Origin of the sequence: Tolumonas osonensis (assembly GCF_014202415.1) — a bacterium.
Lineage (GTDB): Bacteria > Pseudomonadota > Gammaproteobacteria > Enterobacterales > Aeromonadaceae > Tolumonas > Tolumonas osonensis.
On the sequence record NZ_JACHGR010000001.1, the window covers coordinates 423725 to 446531 of the forward strand.

At 52.8% G+C, this 22807-nt stretch carries 22 protein-coding genes; 13 read left to right on the forward strand and 9 right to left on the reverse strand.

Going from position 1 to position 22807, the window contains the following annotated elements:
* Positions 1-104: 104 nt before the first annotated feature.
* The gene (locus tag HNR75_RS01915; RefSeq protein ID WP_188025316.1) at positions 105-716 is read left to right on the forward strand and encodes a hypothetical protein; all 612 of its coding nucleotides are present in this window, start codon (positions 105-107) and stop codon (positions 714-716) included.
* On the opposite strand, the gene HNR75_RS01920 is transcribed toward HNR75_RS01915, so the two are convergent.
* Positions 717-2027 (reverse strand): CHASE domain-containing protein, encoded by a 1311-nt coding sequence (locus tag HNR75_RS01920; RefSeq protein ID WP_188025317.1) that lies wholly within the window; start codon positions 2025-2027, stop codon positions 717-719. It lies immediately after the preceding gene.
* A gap of 198 nt (positions 2028-2225) precedes the next feature.
* Between HNR75_RS01920 and pfkB the strand changes: the two genes are divergently transcribed.
* Complete coding sequence (gene pfkB, locus HNR75_RS01925; protein WP_188025318.1) at positions 2226-3158, forward strand: 6-phosphofructokinase II; 933 nt, start codon at positions 2226-2228, stop codon at positions 3156-3158.
* A gap of 43 nt (positions 3159-3201) precedes the next feature.
* Here pfkB and HNR75_RS01930 read toward each other — a convergent pair whose 3' ends face one another.
* On the reverse strand, positions 3202-4563 hold the full coding sequence (locus tag HNR75_RS01930; protein WP_188025319.1) for a (Fe-S)-binding protein: 1362 nt from the start codon (positions 4561-4563) through the stop codon (positions 3202-3204).
* A 186-nt stretch (positions 4564-4749) separates the two neighbouring features.
* Here HNR75_RS01930 and HNR75_RS01935 point away from each other — a divergent pair, with 186 nt between their 5' ends.
* A complete protein-coding gene (locus tag HNR75_RS01935; RefSeq protein ID WP_188025320.1) occupies positions 4750-5031 on the forward strand; it encodes an HlyU family transcriptional regulator in 282 nt (93 codons plus the stop codon).
* A gap of 54 nt (positions 5032-5085) precedes the next feature.
* Here HNR75_RS01935 and HNR75_RS01940 read toward each other — a convergent pair whose 3' ends face one another.
* Complete coding sequence (locus HNR75_RS01940) at positions 5086-5937, reverse strand: DMT family transporter (RefSeq protein WP_188025321.1); 852 nt, start codon at positions 5935-5937, stop codon at positions 5086-5088.
* Between the two features lie 99 nt (positions 5938-6036).
* Between HNR75_RS01940 and HNR75_RS01945 the strand changes: the two genes are divergently transcribed.
* The 3 genes from HNR75_RS01945 to HNR75_RS01955 all read left to right on the forward strand — a co-directional run bounded on the left by HNR75_RS01945 (position 6037) and on the right by HNR75_RS01955 (position 9007).
* Positions 6037-6558: a MarR family winged helix-turn-helix transcriptional regulator gene (locus tag HNR75_RS01945; RefSeq protein WP_188025322.1), complete on the forward strand. Its 522-nt coding sequence runs from the start codon at positions 6037-6039 to the stop codon at positions 6556-6558.
* Between the two features lie 75 nt (positions 6559-6633).
* A complete protein-coding gene (locus tag HNR75_RS01950) occupies positions 6634-8334 on the forward strand; it encodes an ATP-binding protein (protein WP_223157720.1) in 1701 nt (566 codons plus the stop codon).
* Positions 8327-9007 (forward strand): response regulator, encoded by a 681-nt coding sequence (locus tag HNR75_RS01955; protein ID WP_188025323.1) that lies wholly within the window; start codon positions 8327-8329, stop codon positions 9005-9007. The genes HNR75_RS01950 and HNR75_RS01955 overlap by 8 nt, the downstream gene beginning before the upstream one ends.
* A 63-nt stretch (positions 9008-9070) precedes the next feature.
* On the opposite strand, the gene HNR75_RS01960 is transcribed toward HNR75_RS01955, so the two are convergent.
* The 5 genes from HNR75_RS01960 to citS all read right to left on the reverse strand — a co-directional run bounded on the left by HNR75_RS01960 (position 9071) and on the right by citS (position 14905).
* Positions 9071-10045, reverse strand: a complete 975-nt coding sequence (locus HNR75_RS01960) for a fumarylacetoacetate hydrolase family protein (RefSeq protein WP_343043232.1) — start codon at positions 10043-10045, stop codon at positions 9071-9073.
* Between the two features lie 9 nt (positions 10046-10054).
* Positions 10055-11356: a sodium ion-translocating decarboxylase subunit beta gene (locus HNR75_RS01965; protein ID WP_188025324.1), complete on the reverse strand. Its 1302-nt coding sequence runs from the start codon at positions 11354-11356 to the stop codon at positions 10055-10057.
* Between the two features lie 12 nt (positions 11357-11368).
* Positions 11369-13198, reverse strand: coding sequence for a sodium-extruding oxaloacetate decarboxylase subunit alpha (oadA, locus tag HNR75_RS01970; RefSeq protein WP_188025325.1), 1830 nt, complete (start codon positions 13196-13198; stop codon positions 11369-11371).
* Between the two features lie 40 nt (positions 13199-13238).
* Positions 13239-13499 (reverse strand): OadG family protein, encoded by a 261-nt coding sequence (locus HNR75_RS01975; protein ID WP_223157721.1) that lies wholly within the window; start codon positions 13497-13499, stop codon positions 13239-13241.
* Between the two features lie 65 nt (positions 13500-13564).
* Positions 13565-14905 carry a citrate/sodium symporter CitS gene (citS, locus tag HNR75_RS01980; protein WP_223157722.1) on the reverse strand — a complete coding sequence of 447 codons (1341 nt, stop codon included), beginning with the start codon at positions 14903-14905 and terminating at the stop codon, positions 13565-13567.
* Positions 14906-15305: 400 nt separating this feature from the next.
* On the opposite strand from citS, the gene citC reads away from it, so the two are divergent.
* The 6 genes from citC to citG are packed head-to-tail and all read left to right on the forward strand — an operon-like array spanning position 15306 to position 20547.
* Entirely contained in the window at positions 15306-16346 is a 1041-nt protein-coding gene (gene citC, locus HNR75_RS01985; RefSeq protein ID WP_188025328.1) for a [citrate (pro-3S)-lyase] ligase, read from the forward strand.
* Between the two features lie 47 nt (positions 16347-16393).
* Complete coding sequence (citD, locus tag HNR75_RS01990; RefSeq protein ID WP_188025329.1) at positions 16394-16693, forward strand: citrate lyase acyl carrier protein; 300 nt, start codon at positions 16394-16396, stop codon at positions 16691-16693.
* Positions 16690-17568, forward strand: coding sequence for a citrate (pro-3S)-lyase subunit beta (gene citE / locus HNR75_RS01995; RefSeq protein ID WP_188025330.1), 879 nt, complete (start codon positions 16690-16692; stop codon positions 17566-17568). The genes citD and citE overlap by 4 nt, the downstream gene beginning before the upstream one ends.
* Positions 17569-17576: 8 nt before the next feature.
* Positions 17577-19097 (forward strand): citrate lyase subunit alpha, encoded by a 1521-nt coding sequence (citF, locus tag HNR75_RS02000; protein WP_246358682.1) that lies wholly within the window; start codon positions 17577-17579, stop codon positions 19095-19097.
* 6 nt (positions 19098-19103) lie between these two features.
* Positions 19104-19673 carry a citrate lyase holo-[acyl-carrier protein] synthase gene (gene citX / locus HNR75_RS02005; RefSeq protein ID WP_188025331.1) on the forward strand — a complete coding sequence of 190 codons (570 nt, stop codon included), beginning with the start codon at positions 19104-19106 and terminating at the stop codon, positions 19671-19673.
* Positions 19657-20547: a triphosphoribosyl-dephospho-CoA synthase CitG gene (gene citG, locus HNR75_RS02010; RefSeq protein ID WP_188025332.1), complete on the forward strand. Its 891-nt coding sequence runs from the start codon at positions 19657-19659 to the stop codon at positions 20545-20547. Before citX ends, citG begins: the two co-directional genes overlap by 17 nt.
* Positions 20548-20648: 101 nt before the next feature.
* Here the strand turns inward: citG and HNR75_RS02015 are convergent, their stop codons facing one another.
* Positions 20649-20873: a DUF1127 domain-containing protein gene (locus tag HNR75_RS02015; RefSeq protein WP_188025333.1), complete on the reverse strand. Its 225-nt coding sequence runs from the start codon at positions 20871-20873 to the stop codon at positions 20649-20651.
* Between the two features lie 256 nt (positions 20874-21129).
* On the opposite strand from HNR75_RS02015, the gene HNR75_RS02020 reads away from it, so the two are divergent.
* On the forward strand, positions 21130-22806 hold the full coding sequence (locus HNR75_RS02020) for a SulP family inorganic anion transporter (protein WP_188025334.1): 1677 nt from the start codon (positions 21130-21132) through the stop codon (positions 22804-22806).
* The last annotated feature ends 1 nt before the right edge of the window (position 22807 follow it).

Below are 22807 nucleotides of genomic sequence, written 5' to 3' on the forward strand. Positions count from 1 at the left end.
AGGGAAAAAAACCGCCGGACGGGAAACTGCCGGCGGTTTTCTTTTCCGCGCGATCCGAAAAAGTGAGCTATCATGCCGCTCATTTCTGACTGTAGTAGATGTAGATGAAGACTCCACTGTTTGCAAAACCGGCCGGTGCGGTGCCGGCGAGACATGCCTGTCGTTTTCTGCTGGCCACGCTGCTTTGCTCCGGTCTGGCCTTATCCGGTTGTACCCGTTTCGAACCTGATGCAGCAAAAAACAGTGCTCAGAGTACCCTGAAGCAACCATCACTGCCGGGGCAAACATGTTCCCCTGCCCGCCCGCAGACCGGACTGGTCGGCCTGCTGGATGAAACGCTGGCGAAAACCAAAGAGGCGAAGGCATGGCCGGTCAGCAAGAGTGATCGCTGCAAGCATCAGTTTCCCTATCACTTCACCGTGATTTCCGTCTCGCCGGTGCTGGTTATAGGGACACCGCTGACCTCCCCGGCAGAGGCAAACTGCGTCTCCGGCAATGCCTCCATTCATTGTCTGCGCTCGGAACGGTTTGCCGGCAGATATGAAGTGGCCGATACATTTACCCACGCGTCGGGACTGGTCTGGTTTTCCCCGGAACATGGTCCCCGGTTGTTCGATATTCCCCAGCATGCAAAAAGTATGTATCTGCTGATCAATGGCAAATCGCTCAGACTTAAGCGGAAGGGAAACCAGTGGGTATTTGCCCATAAGCGGTAGTTATCTGAAGCGGCTGATATCAAACATCACCCCTTCCAGCCACAGCGGTGTGCCGGATTCATCATAAAGAACGCGGCCCCGTAGGTTGCTCCACAGGATCCGGCCGTCATCACGCTTGATCCGGAGTGTGACATCGAAGGCGGCCGGCCGGGTTTTCGCCTCAGTCACCGCCGCCGTAAACCGGGCCTGATCATCCGGATGGATCACCTGATCCAGGGATAACGCTTTCGTCAGGAAACGCTCCTGCGGGATGCCGGTCAGCGCTTCAATGCCATGCCCGATATATTGTACCTGCCATGGGAATTCCGGTTTGACCCGGAATACCGCGCCAGAAAGATGCTCTTCCAGCCGGTTAAAATTCTCGTCAGTCAGCTCCAGCCTGACCGTCAGTTCACGGATCGTGCGCAGACGATTGCTATTAATAAACAGCACAACAAACAAGAGCAGATCCAGCGCCATGCCGCCGAAGCGGATGATTGCAGGTAACCAGCTGATGGTACTTTCCTCAAATTCCGGTGTGCTGCGAAAATGAAGTGTCCAGATATGGCCATCGATCGCGAGTTCTCGTTCTGTGGCGTAGCGGGTCGCCGGATCACTTGATGTGGAGGAATACAGTAGATTTTCCCGGACGGGTTTCCCGTCAAATAACTCAATGACCACATCACGATTAACCTGTTCCGCCAGAACACTTTGCATGAATTCCGCAGCCCGGAACGGGATATAGGCAAAACCGAGCAATGCCCGGCGCCGGGCTGGTATCGTATCGACGGGCTCATGCTGCTGATAAATAGCCAAATACAGCACAAAATTCGCTGGTTCCAGGGCATCGGTCGTCAGTCCGGAGGTTATCCGGCGTGACAGCGTGATCTGACCACTGTCGCGGGCCTGCTCCATGGCCATACGCAGCACTGGATCGGCGTTCAGATGATCACCTGGTGGTTCAATGAATACCACCTTGCCGAGCGGATCCTGAATGCCTAAGCCTCGGCTACCGGCCAGATATCGTTCCGGTTTCAGCGTACTGACATAGTCATGCCAGCTGGCCCGGGTGACCTCATCGGCGGTGGCAAACAGTCCGGCCGTCGCATGCAGAGCCTGAATGTAATCCTGCAGCCGGTTCACAATACCGGTTTTTTGTTTTTCCACCCGGGAGTGAAAGCGATCCAGTGACTGGTTAATCAGCGTGATTTCCGCGTATTGCCATAAGCCGGTGGTCGCGGTCAGCATGCAGACCAGCGCGAACCAGGGAAAACCTTTGCCGGAAAAACAGCTGCGGAGCCACTGCAATACAGGCGCTTTGATGCCAGACATCGTCACCCCCGTAAAATCAGTCGTCCTATTTATAAGTATATAAGAGTTCCGGAGGCTGTAGTCCGGACCAGGAGATCTGCAGGTTATCTGTCGCAAAGTCGACGAAAAAAGCGGTGGATGCACTTGTATACTTTCTGCCGGGACACCATAACTAATGACAGGACTTCGTTAACCAGCTTCGAACCTGAGGAGGCTTTTATGCCACTGATTGTTACTCTGACGCTGACTCCGTCACTGGACACCGCGACCAGCACCGCAAAAGTATATCCGGAAGGAAAACTGCGCTGTCTGACGCCGGTGTTTGAACCCGGTGGTGGCGGTATCAACGTCGCCCGCGCCATCACGCACCTCGGCGGACAGGCTACCGCCCTACTCCCCTCCGGTGGCCCGACCGGCGCCCATCTGGTGGAGCTGCTGCAGCAGGAAGGGGTTACCGTGGATGCCCTGCAGACCCATGACTGGACCCGGCAGAACCTGCATGTGGTATCCGACGCCACCGGTGAACAGTTCCGCTTTGTCATGCCGGGTGCGGCATTGCATGACGATGAATGGCAGCAGTTGCTGGCGAAAATCGCGCAATTACCGGCCGGTACATTACTGGTGCTGAGTGGCAGTTTGCCGCCGAATATGACCACTGTCGCCGTGACGGAACTGCTGCAATGTGCCCGGCAACATGGGCTGCGCACTATCGTCGACAGCTCCGGCGAGGCACTGAAAGCCGCCGTTGCCTTTGGTGGTTTGGAACTGTTAAAACCCAACCAGTCCGAACTGGCCGAGCTGACCGGGCAATCACTGGAACAGCCCGATCAGGTAGTGAATGCGGCCCGGGCACTGATTAGTCAGGGCGCCGCGAAACGTATTGTGGTCTCGCTGGGTCCACAGGGTGCGCTGGCGGTAGATGCGGAACAATGCATTCAGGTGGTACCACCGCCGGTCATCAAACGCAGCACGGTCGGCGCTGGTGACAGTATGGTTGGCGCCATGGTGCTAAAACTGGCCGAAGATGCGCCGCTGGCGGATATGGTGCGTTTCGGTGTCGCCGCCGGCACCGCCGCCACCATGAATCTCGGCACCAAACTGTGCAGTAAAAAGGATACGGAAAAACTGTATCAGTATCTGCAGCAGCAATAAGGATTTCCGGCAGCCGGACAGAACGCTGTCCGGTCTGATCCGGTTATTCCGGCTCTTGCGCCAGCGCCTGCCGCAGCAGCGTCGCTAAATGCAGGGGATGTCGTCCGGCGGTAACTTTGATCTGGTGCGCACAGCCAAAACCGTTACAGACCACCAGCGCATCCGGCGCTGCCTGCAAAGCCGGCACCAGTGATTGCTGCGCCATCTGGTGCGAGTAGTCAACGTGTTCAGCCTCCAGCCCAAACGTACCTGCCATGCCACAGCAGGATGACTCAATAAAACTGAACTCCAGCCCGGGCACCGTTTTCAACACCCGCCGCACCGATTTCATCGCACCAATCGCTTTCTGATGACAATGACCGTGGATCAGCACAGGCTGCGTGATTTTACCGGCCTGAAATGGCACCCGGAAACCACCCCGCGTCAGTTCGGCGGCAATAAATTCTTCCAGCAGCATGGCCTGTTTTGCCAGTGTAACCGCCGGTTGCCCTAACCCCAGCGTTTTATATTCATCACGCAGCATCAGTAAGCTGGATGGTTCCAGACCCACGACCGCCAGACCTTGCTCCACATACGGTGACAATACCGTCAGTAACTGTTTTGCCAGCGAACGAGTCTCATTGACCAGTCCGAAGGTCAGCAGGGAACGGCCGCTGTCGAGCACCTCGCCTTTGACCGATAACGGGTGGATCACATGCACCGTGAACCCGGCCAGCCGCAGTAAATGCAGTGCGTCTTCCGCCTGTTGCGGTGCAAACAGCGTGGAAAAGCTGTCCAGCCAGAGTACCACGGTACGGGCTTCACCAGACGGATGCGCTACTAACGGCGCAAAACTGCATTCTGCCGGTGCAAAAGGATGTAGCGCAACCTCCGGCAACGGGACTTTCGCCGCAATGCCCAGTAACCGCTCTCCCCACTGCGCCAGCAAGGGCGAGCGATTGCGCCAGTGGATCAGTTTGCCTAACCACGCATAACGATTCAGCCACAGGGGGGAATAGGCAAACAGGCGACTGCGCCAGAGCAGAGGCTGGTTTTTCAGTTGCTGCGCCAGATATTCGATCTTGATCTGCGCCATATCGACATTGTTTTCGCATTCCCGCTTGCAGCCTTTGCAGGCCACACAGAGATCCATCGCTTCGGCCAGTTCCCGATCAGACGTCAGCGCCTCAGCATCACTATTCAGTGCCCGTTTCAGCAACTGCACCCGTCCGCCCGGAGAAAGCAGCGGTTTTTCTGTTATCCGGAAGCTCGGACACATCACACCCCGGCCATGTTGTTCACACACGCCACTGCGGATACAAACCGCCACGGCTTTGGCAAAATCCCCGCCCGCCCTGGGAATATCGGCATAGGCATCGCCCATACCGCGGTCCTGATAGTCTGACCAGTCTAATTCTGTGCGCATCCGTCTGTCCTGCGATCGTTTTATCCGATCCCATCAAGAAAGATGCCGGAATGGTTTATAGAGATAACAAGGAGTTAGAGATCATCGCTGCGTCACAAAGCAGACAAAGTGACAAGAATCCGCGCAGTATGCCGGCTTGCAGTCGCTATCAGTTATGGTCAGAATAGCGAAAAAAGGAGCGTTGCCATGTTCGGTAAATTATTTAAATCCCTGTTTTCCGGCGCAGAAAAAACCGTCGCCCCCGTCGAACCGGTGGAATATAAAGGTTATCTGATTTATGCCGAACCGATGGAGGAAGGCAGTCAGTACCGTCTGGCCGGCCGGATCTGCAAAGAAATTAACGGCGAGACGAAGACCCATACCTTCATCCGTTCTGATCTGCTGCCTTCCAAAGAAGAGGCCTGTCAGTGGATGGTGCGTAAAGCCGAGCTGTTTATCGATCAAAGCGGCGACAGTATGTTCAAATAAAGGCAGGTTTGGCAGACTGATTTCGCAGTCTGCCTTACTAATCGGCGCACGGAGCTACGCGGCAGCCCGAGCGCGTTTTGGCCGCAGCCATAATTCCAGCAGGAGAGAGGCAAATACGATCAGCACACCCAGCCACTGCCAGTGATTGAGCGCCTCATGCATCAGTATGCTTCCCGCCAGTACCGCCGTCAGCGGATTCAGCAATGTCATCAGTCCCAGACGATTCAGGGGGATATTGGCCATGCCCCACAGCCAGAGCACGTAGGCCAGCGCCGAGTTCAGTAAAATCAGCCACGCCAGACCAAACCAGTCATCCCCTGCCGGAATGGGCATGCTTCCCTCCATCCAGACAGCCAGTGGCAGAATCATCAGCCCGCCGAGCAGCAACTGCCAGCCGGTAAAGCTGATCAGCTCGCCATGCCAGGGACGCTGCTGTAACAATAAACTGCAGACGCCAATCAGCAGCGTCGATGTCAGTGCGGCGCCGACTCCGATCCAGTTCAGTTCAGCGCCCGGACCCAGCAGCAGGATAATGCCGCCCAAGCCCAGCAGCGCACAGATCAGCGCCTGACGGGAGGGACGCTTATGCAAGAACAGCCACTGCAGTCCCAGCAGCAGCAGCGGCAATGTCGCCGCTAATGTACCGGCCACCGATCCTGGCAGATACAGTGCGGACACAAACAATAACGGGAAAAATCCACCGATATACAGAAAGCTGATCAGGAGCAGATACGGCACCTGCCGCCACGGCACTTTGGCCGGACGGATGGCCAGTAATAACAATCCCGGCGGGATCGCCCGCATCACCGACAGCCACAGGGCGGGCCATTCCGCGAGGTATTTCCCGGTAATAAAGTAGGTCGTTCCCCACAGGATCGGCGTCAGTGCCACGAGAATGGGCGGCATATATGTCTCAACACAAAGAATCTTTACATGGAGATATTTTGGCTTGTTTTTGCCCTTTCCGTCAACTATCTTTATGTGAAGATAAAAAGGAGGTAAACAATGCAAACGGATCATGTCGATCGCATTCTCAGTCAGTGGCAACACGAACGTCCGGAGCTGGATCTGCTGGCAATGAGTATTTTTGGCCGCTTGTGGCGCCTGAATGCCATCGCCGGCAAGGCCATCGAACAGGTGCACCTGCAGTTCGGACTGACCCAGCCGGAATTCGATGTCCTGGTCGCGCTGCGTCGCAGTGGCGAACCTTACACCTTAAGCCCGACCGCACTCTATACCTCGCTGCTGCTCTCCTCCGGCGCCATGACCAACCGACTGGATAAACTGGAAGCCCGTGGTCTTATTTACCGCGAACCCTCACCGGAAGATCGCCGCAGCATGCTGGTCTCCCTGAGCAAAAAAGGACTGGCGCTGATCAATGAAACCATGACCGCGCATGTCGCCAATGAACAGCGGTTGTTAAGCTCGCTGGATCGGGAGCAGCAACAGCAACTGGCTGACTTGCTGCGAACGTTACTGCTGCATATCGGTAAGGATCAGGCAGAAGCCGGGCAATCTGAGCAATAACCGTGGTTTTTATGGTTTTTATCATATTTAATGCGTTAATTGGTTTTTGCGATTGCCTGCGAAGAGAGTCACGGAATGCAGGCAATCAACCCTTATAATGGCCGCCCGATTCAAATCTTTACGAATAAAATGCGCTTAAAACCCTTGCTGAAGCCTTATGCCACCAGCATGACTTTTCAAAACCGTCTGTTTTTGTTGCTTATACTGGTAATCGGCCTGCAACTGCTGGTTATTGGTGTTTTTGTGCATCACCGCATCGCGGATATTCTGGATAAAGAAGTCGGTAACAGAGCGCTGATGCAGGCCCGGCAGATTGCGACCCGCCCGACCATCATTGAAGGGATAGAGACGCATAATTATGATGAAATCAAAGCCTACGTCGATGAGCTGCAGACATTTTATTCTGATGCCAGCTTTATTGTCGTCGGCGATGCCAAAGGCATACGCATCGCGCACCCCGATCCGGGCAAAGTCGGCTTCCCGATGGTGGGTGATGACAATACCCTCGCGCTAATCAACAAGAAATCTTATGTTTCACTGAGTAAAGGCACGCTGGGCTTTGGTATGCGGGGCAAGGCGCCGGTACTGAACAGAAAAGGGGATGTGATCGGCATCGTCTCGGTGGGCTATCTGCTGAACAGTATCGCATCTTGGCGCAATCTTTATCTCAGTCCCGTCATGGCGATGCTGGCCATCATGCTGCTGAGTGCCATTGTGGCCGCTTACTTCTTTTCGCGCCATATCAAAAAACAGATGCTGAATATGGAACCGGATGAGATAGCGCTTTCCCTGCGGATGGAGTCCGCCATTCTGGAATCTGTCTATGAAGGTGTTGTCGCCATTGACCATGAAGGTCTGATTTATTCCATCAATCAGAATGCACGCCGGATACTGGGGATCAGCAGCAACACAGAACAACTTCACGGCACCCCCATCAACGCACTAATCACACCTAGTGATTTCTTTATTCCGGGATCACAGCAAACCGCACAACATGCGGTGAAAGATGAAATTCTCTCCCTGAACGGTGACTACGTCATTGCCAGCCGGGTACCCTGCCTGCTAGACGGTAAAGCCTTAGGCTGGGTGATCAGTTTCCGGCGTAAGGATGATATCAATACGCTTTCCCTCCAGTTATCTCAGGTTCAGCAACATGCGGAAAACCTGCGGGTCATGCGCCATGAATACGCGAATAAACTGTCTACCGTTGCCGGGTTGATACAACTGGGCGCCTACGAGGATGCATTAAAAACCATCCGCAAGGAAACAACACAGCAACAGCAACTGGTCGATTTTTTCATTACCCGCTTTAACAACAACCGGGTCGCCGGTCTGCTGCTCAGCAAATATATCCGCGCGCAGGAACTAGGCCTAGAACTGATCCTGGATCCGGGCTGTGAAATGCGCAAGGCATTACCCGATGCACTCGACACCGATGCATTGACCACCATTCTGGGCAACTTGCTGGATAACGCGTATGAAGCGACGTTGAAGAATCCGGCAAGTTCCAAAAAAATCACGCTCCTGCTGACCGATGCCGGTGACGAACTGGTTATTGAGGTGGCAGACAATGGGACAGGGATTGCCCCTGCTGTCGCAGACACACTGTTTGAGCGCGGTGTTACAACAAAAAAAGAAGATGGGCACGGTTATGGAATGTATTTGATTAACCGCTATGTCAGACATGCTGGCGGCTACATCATCATTGATGAGGCCGATCCGGTTGGTGCCATCATTTCTCTGTTTATACCGTTAAAAGGACCTGCTTATGAATAAATTCGACGTGCTGATTGTCGAGGATGAATTACGCATCGCCGAATTGCATTCGCAATTCATTCACCAGCATCCCCGGTTTAAGCCTGTTGGTATTGCCAGTACCCAGGCTGAAGCCCGGCGTATGATTCGTGTACTGAAACCCGACCTGATCCTGCTGGATAATTTTTTGCCGGATGGACTGGGCATCGAAGTGATGCGCGATTTGCTGGCCGAAAAACAGGCACCGGATGTGATCTTTATTACCGCGGCCAGTGATATTGAAACCGTGCGTGAAGCCGTACGCTGCGGCGCTTTTGATTATCTGCTAAAACCGATTGGTTATGACCGTCTGCAGGATACGTTACAGCGTTATCTGCGCTACCGCAGTTCAATCAATGCCAGTGATAATGTCAGCCAGCGTCATGTGGATGAGATGTTTAACCTTCAGGCCCGGGAACTGACTTATCGTAATTTGCCGAAAGGCATTGATGAACTGACATTGGAAAAAGTAAAAGAAGCCTTTATGTCAGGTGACACCTTCCACACCGCAGAATCATTAGGCGAGTTGATCGGTATTAGTAAAACGACCGCCCGCCGTTATCTGGAACACTGTGCCGCACTCACCTATCTGCATGCGGAGGTCGTACATGGAAAAGTGGGCCGTCCGGAACGGATTTATCGCAAAGCCGGATAAAAAAAGCCTGCAGGATGACGACGGAGAAATAATCATCCTGCAGGTATCCCTCATGGAACACGGTCAGAGCAATTTACTTTCACTGATTATCTGATTTCGTAAACGGCCTATTTTTTCAATTTCAACTTCAACAATATCCCCCTCTTTTAAAAACAAAGGAGGCGTTCTTTTTTTGCCAACACCACCCGGCGATCCGGTAATAATGACATCGCCCGGTGATAAAATGGCAAAGGTGCTGATATATTCAATCAGCTCGACAACGGAACGAACCATATTCCCGGTATTATCATCCTGCACTAATTGTGCATTTAAATAAGTTCGTATATCCAATTCATTAGGGTTGGCTATTTCATCACAGGTGACCAGCCAGGGGCCGAAAGCGCCCGTCTCCGGCCAGTTTTTACCCGCAGTGAACCAGCTATGCTGCCAGTCGCGGACTGAGCCATCCATATAACAACTATACCCGGCAATATAATCCAGTGCGTTTTCACGGGTGATATGCTTGCCGGCTTTTCCGATAATAACCGCAAGCTCACCTTCATAATCAAATTCATTACTGATATCGGGTTTTAACAAATAGCAGTCGTGACCGGTCTGTGAATCAGGAAATCGCACGAACAGTGTCGGTGCGTCATTATGTTCATCAAACTCCTGTCGTTTGGCCTGATAATTCATGCCGACACAAAGTATTTTATTCGGCGTCTCCACGACAGGCAGAAATTTAATTTCATCCACCTGATAATCAACCGGCTCGCCGATAAATTTTTCCGCAAGCGTTAAGGCTTCCGCTTTTAACAGCTCTTTAATATTCCGGAATTTAAAGCTTAATCTCAGCCCTAAATCTATGACACCATCCCCCTGAAACAGGCCATAACTCTTGCTGCCATCGGGACGGATAAAACTTAACAGTTTCATTTGTCTTGTTCTCGTATTTATTCTGAATAAACAAACAGTGTTATAAATACGAAATAAGATAAAGAAACTTATATGCTTTTTATTTCCACAAAACAAAAAAATAAAGAGTGGCTTTACAGCCACTCCTTTTTATTACATAGCAAGGATATATTTAATCATGACGCCGGCAGCGATTGCCGACCCGATAACACCCGCAACGTTCGGGCCCATCGCATGCATCAGCAGGAAGTTTTGGTGATTGGCTTCCAGACCCAGTTTGTTAGACACACGCGCCGCCATCGGTACCGCCGAGACACCCGCAGAACCGATCAGTGGATTGATTTTGTTCTTGCTGAAAACGTTCATCAATTTGGCCATCAGTACGCCACTGGCTGTACCGATACCAAATGCAATGACCCCAAGGACCAGAATCCCCAGCGTTTGCGGTTGCAGGAACTTATCCGCCATCAGCTTTGAACCAACCGACAGACCCAGGAAGATGGTCACAATGTTGATCAGCGCATTCTGAACCGTGTCACTCAGGCGTTCCACCACACCACATTCACGCATCAGGTTACCAAAGCAGAACATCCCCAGCAGCGGTGCCGCATCCGGCAGAATCAATGCCACCAGCAACAGCAGAGTCACCGGGAACATGATTTTCTCCCGCTTTGAGACGACACGTAACTGGGTCATGACGATCTGACGCTCTTGCTCTGTGGTCAGCGCACGCATGATCGGCGGCTGGATCAACGGAACCAGTGCCATGTAGGAATAGGCGGCAACCGCAATCGCTCCCAGCAGTTCCGGCGCCAGAATACTGGAAAGATAGATCGCGGTCGGACCGTCCGCACCACCGATGATACCGATAGCCGCCGCCTGTGGTAGCGTAAAGCTGATGACCCCCAGCATATTCAGTAACAATGCGCCGATAATGGTCGAGAAAATACCAAACTGAGCCGCAGCGCCCAGTAACAAGGTACGCGGGTTGGCCAGCAGCGGACCAAAATCGGTCATCGCGCCAACCCCCATAAAGATCACCAGCGGCGCAACACCTGAGGCAATCGCGACCTTGTAAAAGGTATATTGCACACCATCACTGTAACCGAAGTTGGATACCAGCTGTTCAATGCTATGCATAATTGCCGGCGACACTGTCGGTAATGCCGCTTTGATAGCCGCAGCGTCCGGCAGACTGCCGACCTTGTCAGCAATAGCGGCAATCACATCCGGTTGTGCCCGGTATAACGCCATTTCCAGTGCGGAATAGGCCAACCCTGCGTCCGGAATGTTGGCCAGCAAACCACCGAAACCAATAGGCATCAGCAGTAAAGGCTCGAACTTCTTGACGATAGCCAGCCATAGCAGCAGTAAGCTGATCACGAGCATCACCGCCTGACCACCGGTCAGGCTCATGATGCCCAGTCCCTGAAATAATGCTTGTAAGCGATCCATGTGACCTACCTCTTATGCCAATGTCAGCATACAGTCACCCACCGCAACCGCATCGCCTTCTTTCACCTGCACGGCGCTCACCACCCCGGCGCGGGCCGCACGAATTTCGGTTTCCATCTTCATGGCTTCCAGGATCACAACGACATCCCCTTCCTGAATGTTCTGTCCTGCTTTCACCAGCACCTTCCAGATATTCCCGGCCAGCGGTGCAGTTACCGGTTCAGCATTTGCTGCAGGGGCTGCGACAGGCGCGGAGACAGGTGTAGCCGGTGCAGATGCCGCCTGGTTAGCAACTTCATGGAAATGCTGAATATCCCCGCCTTCGCTGACTTTCACCACATAACTGCGACCTTCCACCTCAATGGTGTAAACCGCCGGTTCTTCCGTTTTTGCCGGAGCAGGCGCAGTTGCCGCTTCAGCCTTCGCTACCGGAGCGGCGGAAAGAACAGGATGAGGTTCAAAAGCTGCCGGATTACCGCGGTTCTCCAAGAATTTCCACGCAATTTGCGGGAACAGCGCCACGGTCAGCACATCATCAATCGGCGTTGCAGCCAGTTTAATGCCTTTTTTCGCGGCTTCCTCAATGACGCTGGTTTCCAGTTTATCCATTTCCGGCAACAGGTTATCCGCCGGACGGCAGGTGATCGGCAGCTCGCCATCGGCGAGGACGCGCTGCTGCAATTCCGCATTCACCGGGGCTGGGGTTGCACCGTATTCCCCTTTCAGAATGCCGGCGGTTTCTTTGGCAATACTCTTATAGCGTTCGCCCATCAGCACATTCAGTACAGCCTGCGTACCCACGATTTGAGAAGTTGGCGTCACCAGCGGGATGAACCCCAGATCTTCACGGACCCGCGGGATTTCCGCCAGTACCTGATCCAGCTTGTCGCCGGCGTTCTGCTGCTTCAGCTGACTTTCCAGGTTGGTTAACATGCCGCCCGGTACCTGTGCGATCAGGATACGGCTGTCGATGCCTTTCAGCTGTCCTTCAAAAGCATGGTATTTTTTGCGGATATCACGGAAATAGGCGGCGATTTTTTCCAGCCTGGTCAGATCCAGACCCGTGTCATAAGGCGTTCCCTGTAATGCAGCGACCATGGCTTCTGTTGCCGCATGGCCGTAAGTGCCACTCATGGAAGAGATTGCGGTGTCCACACGATCCACGCCTGCTTCAATGGCCTTCATCAGCGTCATCTCGGCCATACCGGTTGTCGCGTGGCAGTGCAGGTGTAATTCCACATCAAACTGTTCTTTCAGTTTGCTGACCAGGTTATAGGCTGCGGTCGGCGACAGAATGCCGGACATATCCTTGATCGCGATGGAATCAACCCCGATTTCCAGCAGCTGTTCCGCAAGATCGATCCAGGTTTGTTCATTGTGGGCCGGGCTGGTGGTATAGCTCAGTGTACCCTGAGCATGTGCCCCCTGTTTTTTCACGGCCTGCAGCGCGCAACGCATATTGCGCGGATCATTCATGGCATCAAACACGCGGAACACATCAATACCGGTTGTCGCCGCCCGTTCCACAAAGTTTTCCACCACGTCATCCGCATAATGACGGTAGCCCAGCAGATTCTGACCACGCAGCAACATCTGCTGACGGGTTTTTGGCATCGCCTGTTTGAGTTCACGCAAGCGATCCCACGGATCTTCGCCTAAGAAACGAATACAGGCGTCAAATGTAGCGCCACCCCAACTTTCTAAAGACCAGTAGCCAACTTCGTCCAGCATGGCAGCCGCCGGTAACATGTCATCAAGGCGCAGACGAGTGGCAAACAGAGACTGGTGCGCATCACGCAATACAACATCAGTAATAGCAACAGGACGCGGAGTAATAATCATTTTTTTCTCCATCAATCAAAAAAACAGTTCGAATCAAAAATCAGTTATGGCCGCGGGTACGACGATGGTGATGAACAGCCGCCGCCAGTACGGCTTTAATTCTTTCGTTATCAGCAGGCGGAGTGGATACTTCGTGTCGTACCACAGGGGTCAGTACAGGCACCGGTTCAGGGGTGAAGCGGATCACCAGATGTGACATCAATTTGACGGCATACACCAGAATGACCAGAAACATGAACACAAAGCCCATACCAAAAAGCATCAGGTAAAGACCTTCACGAAGTAACTCGGATTCAGACATCATTCACCTCAAAATCAAAGAATACACGCATACCCATACAGGTATGCGTGACCACAAAAACAGATTTACACAAACATGCCGAATACGACACTCGCTATCACCAGCACAATACCACCACCCAGACGGGAAGAGATTTGTGCATAAGAGATCAGTGACATACGGTTACAGGCTGATAATACTTCCAGGTCACCGGATCCACCCCGGTTTGCCATGCACAGACCAGCGGTAATAGACGCCTCAACCGGATAAAATCCAATCAGCCAGCCAGAAACAGCAGCACCTACGATAGCACCAAGTACAATCACTGCGGCTATAACAACGTTCGCAAATGTGATGGCCTGCATGATTTCACCCAGGTCCGTATAGCAAACACCCACACCAACCATCAAAAGCCACAGCATCTGTTTGGAGAAGAAATTAGAGAGTCGTTTTGCGCCTTCCTTGATTTCCGGAGGGCAGAGATTTGACGCATTCAGTGCAGCTACAACCAGAACCATATAGGCAAATGTGTGGATCTTGATACTCCCAAAACCTGGCAGCAGTGATTTTGACAGCACCATAGAGAACAGTAAGCAGCAGGTTGCCAGCACTAAACCAACCACGATCTGACGATGTGTGATTTCACCGACTTTCTCATCTTCATCCACTTTGAAATTGGCTTTACGTACCAGTTCACCATTGCCGGTTAATGACGGCATTTTTTGACCAACCACATCCAGAATGGCGGCGGCAACAATCGCAAAAATGTTGGCAATGGTCAGGATCGCAATTGCAACAGAGTAATACTCTTCACGGGAACGACCTGTTACGGAATGGTAGATTTCCGACAGCGGGATCGCACCGGCACCGTTACCACCGCCCATGATAGGCAGGACATACAGCATCAGAACGCGATCCACCGGAATACCAAACACCAGACCAATAGCCATACCAAATACGGCAGCCCCAGCTACAGCAGCCAGGATAGTCGGGACATAACCCACTAACGAGCGCAGCAGCAATTTACGGTTTACCGACAAAATCGAACCGGTAATCAGCACGGCAATGAACAAGTCCAGGAAGTTACTAACTTCCATCACACTGTTGATCGCATCAATTTCCTTTTGGGTAAAGATGCCGGCATACACAAACCAGGCTGCGGCCAGGAAAATCAGCACCGGTGCGCCACCAATGTATTTGTTAAAAATCGGGAGTCGCTTACCGATTTCACCAAAAACGGCACCAATCACAAACATGATGGCAAAACCGCCCACCAGATCGATGGGTAATACGCCGGTAAAATGAGATAAAGCAATTGTAATTAACGTGAAACCATACAAGGGAAGTGGCATGCCAAATATTTTGGCAGACAAGAGTGACTTGATACCACCTTCGTCCTTAATGGCAATTGTTGCTGTTTGGTTCATAAGCGTCATCCTGTATCAGGTAGCTGAGGAATTGTTTCAATGCAGAAACGGCACGCTAATAGTAATTAATTAAAAGTCATACAAATTGTGATGCCAGCCAATAAACGCCGGGGGTTTAATGTTGTTAATTATCTTATTGTTTAAATCAATTTAATTTTCAAATTAATCCATATATATCAACGTATTAACAAAAACTTATCAGGAGCAATAAGAAATTTTATATTTTCTTGTTGCTTAATTTTTCTGCTTTTCCTATATTAAAGTGACAGAACAATAATTAAATTCATAAAAATCATATCTGCTTTTTAAACCGCCTTTTCGCTTGAGAGCGATCAAGAAAACAATTCAAAAAATATTCTTTCATATATACAGCATTTATTAGCCATTAAGGCTCGTATATATGAATGATGAATATATCTTCTGTTGCGTTTTAAATACGGAACTATTCCGCTGGCAGCAGATTGCTGATTTTCTGAGAAAAAATAATCTCGATATTGATCCGGATATTGAGCAATTCATCATTGCTCTGGATGACGCACAGCAAATCGTGGCCTGTGGCGGTATTGCCGGACGGGTACTGAAATGCATCGCCATTGATCCACAGTTACGGGGACAAGGCCTGGCATTAACGCTCATGACAACGCTGATCAACCAGGCATTCACCCTGCAGCGCTATGAGCTGTTTCTCTATACCAAACCTGAAAATGAAGCGCTGTTTACCGAGTGTGGTTTTCACCTGCTGGCCAAGGTTGATGGCCAGGTCATTCTGATGGAAAACAGCGCCACCCGGCTGCAACGCTACTGCCGTCATCTGACGGAATTACGACGTGAAGGTGATGTCATTGGTGCCATCGTGATGAATGCCAATCCATTCACGCTGGGTCACCGCTACCTGGTGCAACAGGCATGCAAGGAGTGTGACTGGGTACACCTGTTTGTGGTGCAGGAAAATGCGTCCGAATTTCCTTATGAAGACCGGCTGGCACTGATTAAGGCCGGCGTGTCAGATCTGGGTAACCTGACTATTCATCCCGGATCCGATTATCTGATCTCCCGTGCCACGTTTCCCAGCTATTTTCTGAAAGATCAGAAGATCATCAACGAATGCCATATGGCGCTGGATTTACAACTCTTCCGTAATGCTATTGCGCCTGCGCTCGGTATTCAGCGCCGCTATGTCGGTACCGAGCCGTTATGCCCGGTTACCGCCCAATACAACCAGGCCATGGCTTACTGGCTGACCACCCCGTCCCTGCCTTCGCCGGCGCTTGAATTACACGAAATAGAGCGTCGTTTGCTGGCGAAAGAACCCATTTCTGCCTGCCGCGTTCGCACGCTGTTAGCACAGCAAGGTCCCGCGGCCGTGAAAGGCTTAGTCCCGGAAAGCACTTATCGGTATCTGTGGCAACACTATGCGCCGCCACAGCGGATCAGTGTCTGACCGGATTTATTCATTACAGCAAAACCACTGAGAACAAGGTCTGAACGATGAAGATAGTACAGCAGTCTCATGCCGGCACACTGGAGTCCGGCGATGTATTGATCCGCATCCAGCCTATCGATTCCCCTGAAATCGAAATTGAGTTGGAAAGTGTAGTCGGCAAACAATTCGGTGATGCCATCCACCGTCTGGTTCACGACATCCTCAACAAATTAAACATTTATGGTGTCCGCGTGATCGTGGAAGACAAAGGTGCTCTGGATTGCATTATCCGCGCCCGGGTTCAGGCGGCCTTGATCCGCGCCACCGGAACGCAACTGATGAGCGTCAACTGGAGTGCATTATGAGTAAGTTACGCCGTAGCATGCTGTTTGTTCCAGGCTCGAATGCCGCAATGCTCAGTAACAGTTTTATCTATCGTCCCGACGCGCTGATGTTTGATCTGGAAGACTCGGTCGCTGTTACTGAAAAAGACACCGCGCGTTTACTGGTGTTTCATGCGCTGCAACTGCCGATGTACCGGGAAATCGAAACCGTCGTTCGCGTCAATCCACTGAACTCGGCCTATGGCAAGCTGGATGTGGAAGCAATGGTCCGGGCTGGCGTGGACGTCATCCGGTTACCGAAAACCGATTCCGCAGAAGATATTCTGGAGATGGAACGCCATATTCTGGAAGTCGAACGGAGTTGTGGCCGCAAAGAAGGCAGCACCAGAATGATGGCCGCGATTGAAAGTGCCATGGGGGTCATTAATGCCCCGGAAATTGCCAAAGCGTCTCCTCGGCTGATCGGAATTGCGCTCGGGGCGGAGGATTATGTCCGTGATTTACGTACCGAACGTTCGCCGGAAGGCATCGAGCTGATGTTCGCCCGTTGCTCGATCTTGCAGGCCGCCCGCGCCGCCGGTATCGCCGCCTTTGATACCGTCTACTCCAATGCCAATAACGAAGAGGGCTTTATTCACGAGGCGGAACATATCAAGCAGCTGGGTTTTGATGGCAAATCACTCATTAATCCACGGCAGATCGATCTACTGCATAACGTGTTCGCACCAACCCGCAAAGAAGTCGGCAATGCCCGTCTGATCATTGAAGCCGCAGAGAATGCAGCACAACAAGGGCTTGGCGTGGTGTCACTGAACGGCAAGATGGTCGACGCTCCGATCATCGAACGAGCCCGTTGGGTGTTACAACGCGCAGAAGCATCCGGTATCAGACAATGAGGTTGACCATGACAATGAATGTATTATCCCGTCCGATCCCGGACACCATTTCAGCACAGCTGCCCCATATCCCGTTATTTGGTGGTGCCGCTGGCAAAACAGAACAAAGTGCAACCGGCCACCGCAGTAAACTGCAGTCTTCTCTGGAAGATGCGATCCGGCAAAGCGGTCTGCAGAACGGCATGACCATCTCCTTTCACCATGCCTTCCGCGACGGCGACAAAACCGTCAACCTGGTGGTAGACAAACTGGCCGAGATGGGGTTCAGAAACCTCGTGCTGGCCGCCAGTTCATTGACGAACTGCCATGCACCGCTCATTGATCATATCCGTAATGGCGTCGTCCGTAAGATCTACACCTCCGGGCTGCGCGGAAAACTGGCGGAAGCGATTTCCCGGGGCCTGATGACTGAACCGGTACATATTCACTCCCACGGTGGCCGGGTTCACTTGATCAAAAGTGGCGAACTGAACATTGATGTCGCTTTTCTTGGTGTTCCCTGCAGTGATGAATTCGGCAATGCGAACGGTTTTTCCGGCAAATCCCGTTGCGGTTCGCTCGGTTATGCCCGGGTCGACGCCGAATATGCCCGTCATGTGATCCTGCTGACCGAAGAACTGACCGGTTATCCGAATTATCCGGCCAGTATCGCGCAGGATTGTGTCGATGCCATCGTCAAGGTCAACGAAGTCGGCAATCCGGACAAAATCGGTGGTGACGCTACGCGCATGACCACCAATCCGCGTGAATTGCTGATCGCGAAAATGGCGGCCGATGTCATTGAGCATTCCGGCTATTTCAATGATGGTTTTTCGCTGCAGACCGGTACCGGTGGCGCCTCGCTGGCGGTCACCCGCTTCATGGCCGACCGGATGGTGCGCAATAAAATCAAGGCGAAATTCGGTCTGGGCGGTATCACCGCCAGTATGGTGGCGCTGCATGAGCGCGGCCTGATCGAAACGCTGCTCGACGTTCAGTGCTTTGACAGCGTTGCTGCCGAATCGCTGGGTAAAAACCCGCATCACCAGGAGATCTCGGCCAACCAGTACGCCAATCCGTCCTCCAAAGGCACCAGTGTGGAACAGCTGGATGTCGTGATCCTGAGTGCGCTCGAAATCGACACCGGATTCAATGTCAACGTGATCACCGGCTCTGACGGGGTCTTTCGTGGTGCCTCCGGTGGCCATTGCGACACAGCTGCTGCCGCGAATATGACCATCGTGGTTGCCCCGCTGGTGCGTGGCCGTATTCCGACGGTCGTGAAACAGGTGACAACCTGCATCACCCCCGGGAACAGCATTGATGTTCTGGTGACTGATCACGGCATCGCGGTGAATCCGGCGCGTCCGGACATCAAGGCTAGACTGGAAGCCCAGAAATTACCGCTGATCAGTATTGAAGAGCTGAATGCGCGGGCCTATTCACTGACCGGTGTTCCAGCGGAGATTGAGTATACCGACCGGATTGTCGGTGTGATCCGTTACCGTGATGGCAGCATCCTTGATGTTGTGAAACAAGTAACAGAGTAAGCCGCTATGGAACTGATGTGCTCCCGCCCGACCCACCTGCGCGTCGGGGTAACCCAAATGCTGGCCGCCCGTGATGAACGGGTTCGCCGCCAGCAGATCTGGCTGGATCGGTATAAAGGCAGTCTGATTTCCTTCTGCATCAATATGCCGGGCGAAATCAAAGATAATGCGGAAGCGCATCAGTTACAGGCTGCCGGCATCATTGCCGTAGAAAAAGAGATCAAGGCCCGAGGCTGGGTCATCACGGCCCATTCATCCTGGCGCTTTATTACCGGTCCGGAAGCCTTCTGGAGTGTGCAGATCCCGGCCAGGGCACTGAAAGAGGCCATGATCACTCTGGAACAACAGCATCCGTTGGGCCGGTTATTCGATCTGGATGTCTCCGGTGCCGACGGTCGCAGTCTCTCGCGGCGGGAATTCGGCCTGCCGCCACGCCAGTGTCTGCTCTGCGATGATCTGGCGGCTGTTTGTGGTCGCAGCCGGCGCCATAGTCCGGAAGCATTACTGGCGCATATCCGGCACACCCTGTACTCCTATTCATCAGCTCAGGAACAACATCATGTATGCACTGTTTGATACCGACTGTGCCGCGCCGCTGGCCATAAAGCCAGCAATTGTGCGGGATATGGCGGCACTGGCTCATCGCGCGATGCTGGTGGAAGTTTATACAACCCCCAAACCGGGTCTGGTGGATCTCGCCAATAACGGTGCCCACCGGGATATGACGGTTGATACCTTTGAACGCAGTGCCAATGCCATTGCGCCATGGTTGGAACAGTTTACCGATACCGGCATCCGCAGTGCGCATCAGCCGGTGGATCAGCTGTTATCGGCATTACGCCATCCCGGCCGGCAATGTGAACAGGATATGTATCTGGCAACCGCCGGAGTCAATACCCACAAAGGCATGCTGTTCTCAATGGCGCTGCTCTGCGCAGCAGGCGGACGTTTATGGCAGCAGGGAAAAGGCTTAAACCAGCATTCGCTCTGTCAGACGGTGGCCAATGCGACCGAAGGATTGGTAGAGCGGGAACTGGCCGCGAACACCCACCCCCGTACTGCTGGCGAGCGCTTTTATCATCAGTATGGTCTGCGGGGGATCAGAGGCGAAGTTGAATCCGGTTTTCAGACAGTCCGGAGTTATGCGTTGCCGGTCTATCAACAGGCACTGGCGCAGGACGCCGATCGGAACAGCGCGCTGCTAGAGGTGATGCTGGCCTTACTGGAACATAACGATGACACCAATCTGGTTCACCGGGGCGGGCCTGATGGACTGAACTATGTGAAACAGCAGGCAAAATGGATCCGCACCCATACCACCTTTCTGTCGGTTGAACGCATGAAGGCATTACAACAGCTCGATCAGCAGCTTATCAGCCGCCATTTAAGTCCGGGTGGCAGTGCTGACCTGCTGGCGGTGACCTGGCTGTTGCAACAGCTCGCGCATTAAGTCGGCCTCTCCTCTTTTTCTGCCTGCGGCACAAAAATAAACCCCGGAATCACGTTCCGGGGTTTATACATAATTCATCGGTGTTTGCACCTGCAGTCATTCTATGGCTCCCAGAACGACTTGTTCAGCTCTTCCTGGCGCTGTGATTCTGTCAGACCAACATCCCGCAGGTCTTCAGCGCTCAACTGGGCCAGCTGACGCCGGGTTTGCCAGTTCTGCTTCCATAACAACAACATATGTTTGAGATGAGCGAATGTGGATTGGCCCCGATCAGGGCGCTGTGCATACTGCGGTATTTTGGCATGCACCAGAGAATGCTTAGTCATAGATACCTCCGCGGCTCGTAGCGTAATGCGAGGGGAATGCACTGGACTCACCAGCAGCATATGCTATTAATTTTAGATTATTACAGATAAAAATGTGGGAGCTTTGCCGCAAATCATACACAAATATCTGCCTGGTCACGCTCGCGCTGAAGGCGGAATTTTTTTGATTTGCTTTCATGATTTGCGCCGCCGTAAAGCGTAGAATGCAACATATGGTTATCACCATATGTTAATGTTATTAGTATTTGAGGTGGTTATGATTGCAATACTGGAGGCGCAGCAAGCCGGTCTGCTACGCATCAAAAACTGGCTTCCCAATCTGGTTGCCGGGATCATCGTTGGCGTCGTGGCACTCCCGCTGGCCATGGCATTTGCCATTGCCTCCGGCGTCAAACCAGAACAAGGGCTCTATACCGCCATGGTGGCGGGTGCAGTCGTTTCCATTTTTGGTGGCAGCCGTTTACAGATTGCCGGGCCAACCGGCGCCTTCATCGTAATCCTGGCCGGGATCACCGCCAAATTCGGTATCAGCGGGCTGCAAATCGCCACCCTGATGGCCGGTGTTATCCTGATGCTGATGGGTTTCAGCCGTCTCGGCAGCATCATCAAATTCATCCCGGCGCCGGTAATTGTCGGCTTCACCAGCGGGATCGGTGTCATCATCTGGGTCGGTCAGTGGAAAGATTTCTTCGGCCTGCCCAGCGTGACCGGCGAACATTTCCATGAAAAGCTGTGGCACCTGATCCAGCAGTTCCCGAATGCCAGTCTGACTACCAGCGCGCTGGCGCTCTGCAGTCTGGCGCTGGTGATTCTGACACCCAAACTGCCCTATATGAAAAAAGTACCTGGCCCGCTGGTGGCCATGGTGTTCGCTACACTGGTGGTTTCCGTTTTCCATCCGGAAGGCGTCGCGACCATCGGTAGTGCTTTCGGCGGAATTCCACAGAAATTACCGGATTTTGCTCTACCAGAATTCAGTTTTGGCCAGATAGTTCAGTTGATTGGTCCGGCGTTCACCATTGCCATGCTGGGGGCTATCGAATCATTACTTTCCGCCGTGGTCGCGGACGGGATGGCCGGTACCCGGCATAACTCCAATCAGGAGCTGATTGGACAGGGCCTCGCCAATATCATCGCGCCCCTGTTCGGTGGTTTCGCGGCTACCGGCGCCATTGCCCGTACCGCGACCAACATCCGTAACGGCGGAAACAGCCCGCTGGCCGGGATTATCCATTCTATCGTGCTACTGATGATCCTGCTGTTTCTGGCGCCGCTGGCCAACAACATCCCGCTGTGCGCACTGGCCGCGATCCTGTTTGTGGTCGCCTGGAACATGAGTGAACTGCCGCATTTTGTGGAAATGGTGAAGAAGGCGCCGAAAACCGATACCGCGATCCTGCTGATCACCTTCCTGCTGACGGTCTTTACCGATCTGGTGGTGGCGGTGAATATCGGGGTTATCCTGGCCGCATTCAGTTTTATGCAGCGTATGGCCGGCGCGGTCGAAATCCAGAAACACACCGCCAGCGATCTGGACAAGGAACTGCAACTGATTGGGCACAAGCACCTGCCACCACAGGTTCTGGTCTACAGTATCGACGGGCCGCTGTTCTTTGGTGCGGCAGAAACCTTCCAGCGTGCACTGGCACAAACCAACACCGAACCGAAAGCGCTGATCCTGCGACTGAATCATGTGCCGTTTATGGATTTCACCGCGCTGCAATCGCTGGAGCACGTGATCCATCTGTTATCCAGACACAACGTCACCATTCTGCTGTGTGAAGCCAACAAGGCGGTACAGCAGAAGCTGACCAAGGCCGGTCTGATCGAGCTGTTAGGACAGGGACACTGCTTTACCACGTTTGATGAAGCACTGAACTACTGTGAGCTGCGTTTTGCGGAAGACAGCAAGAAGATGGTTGTAAACGAATAGT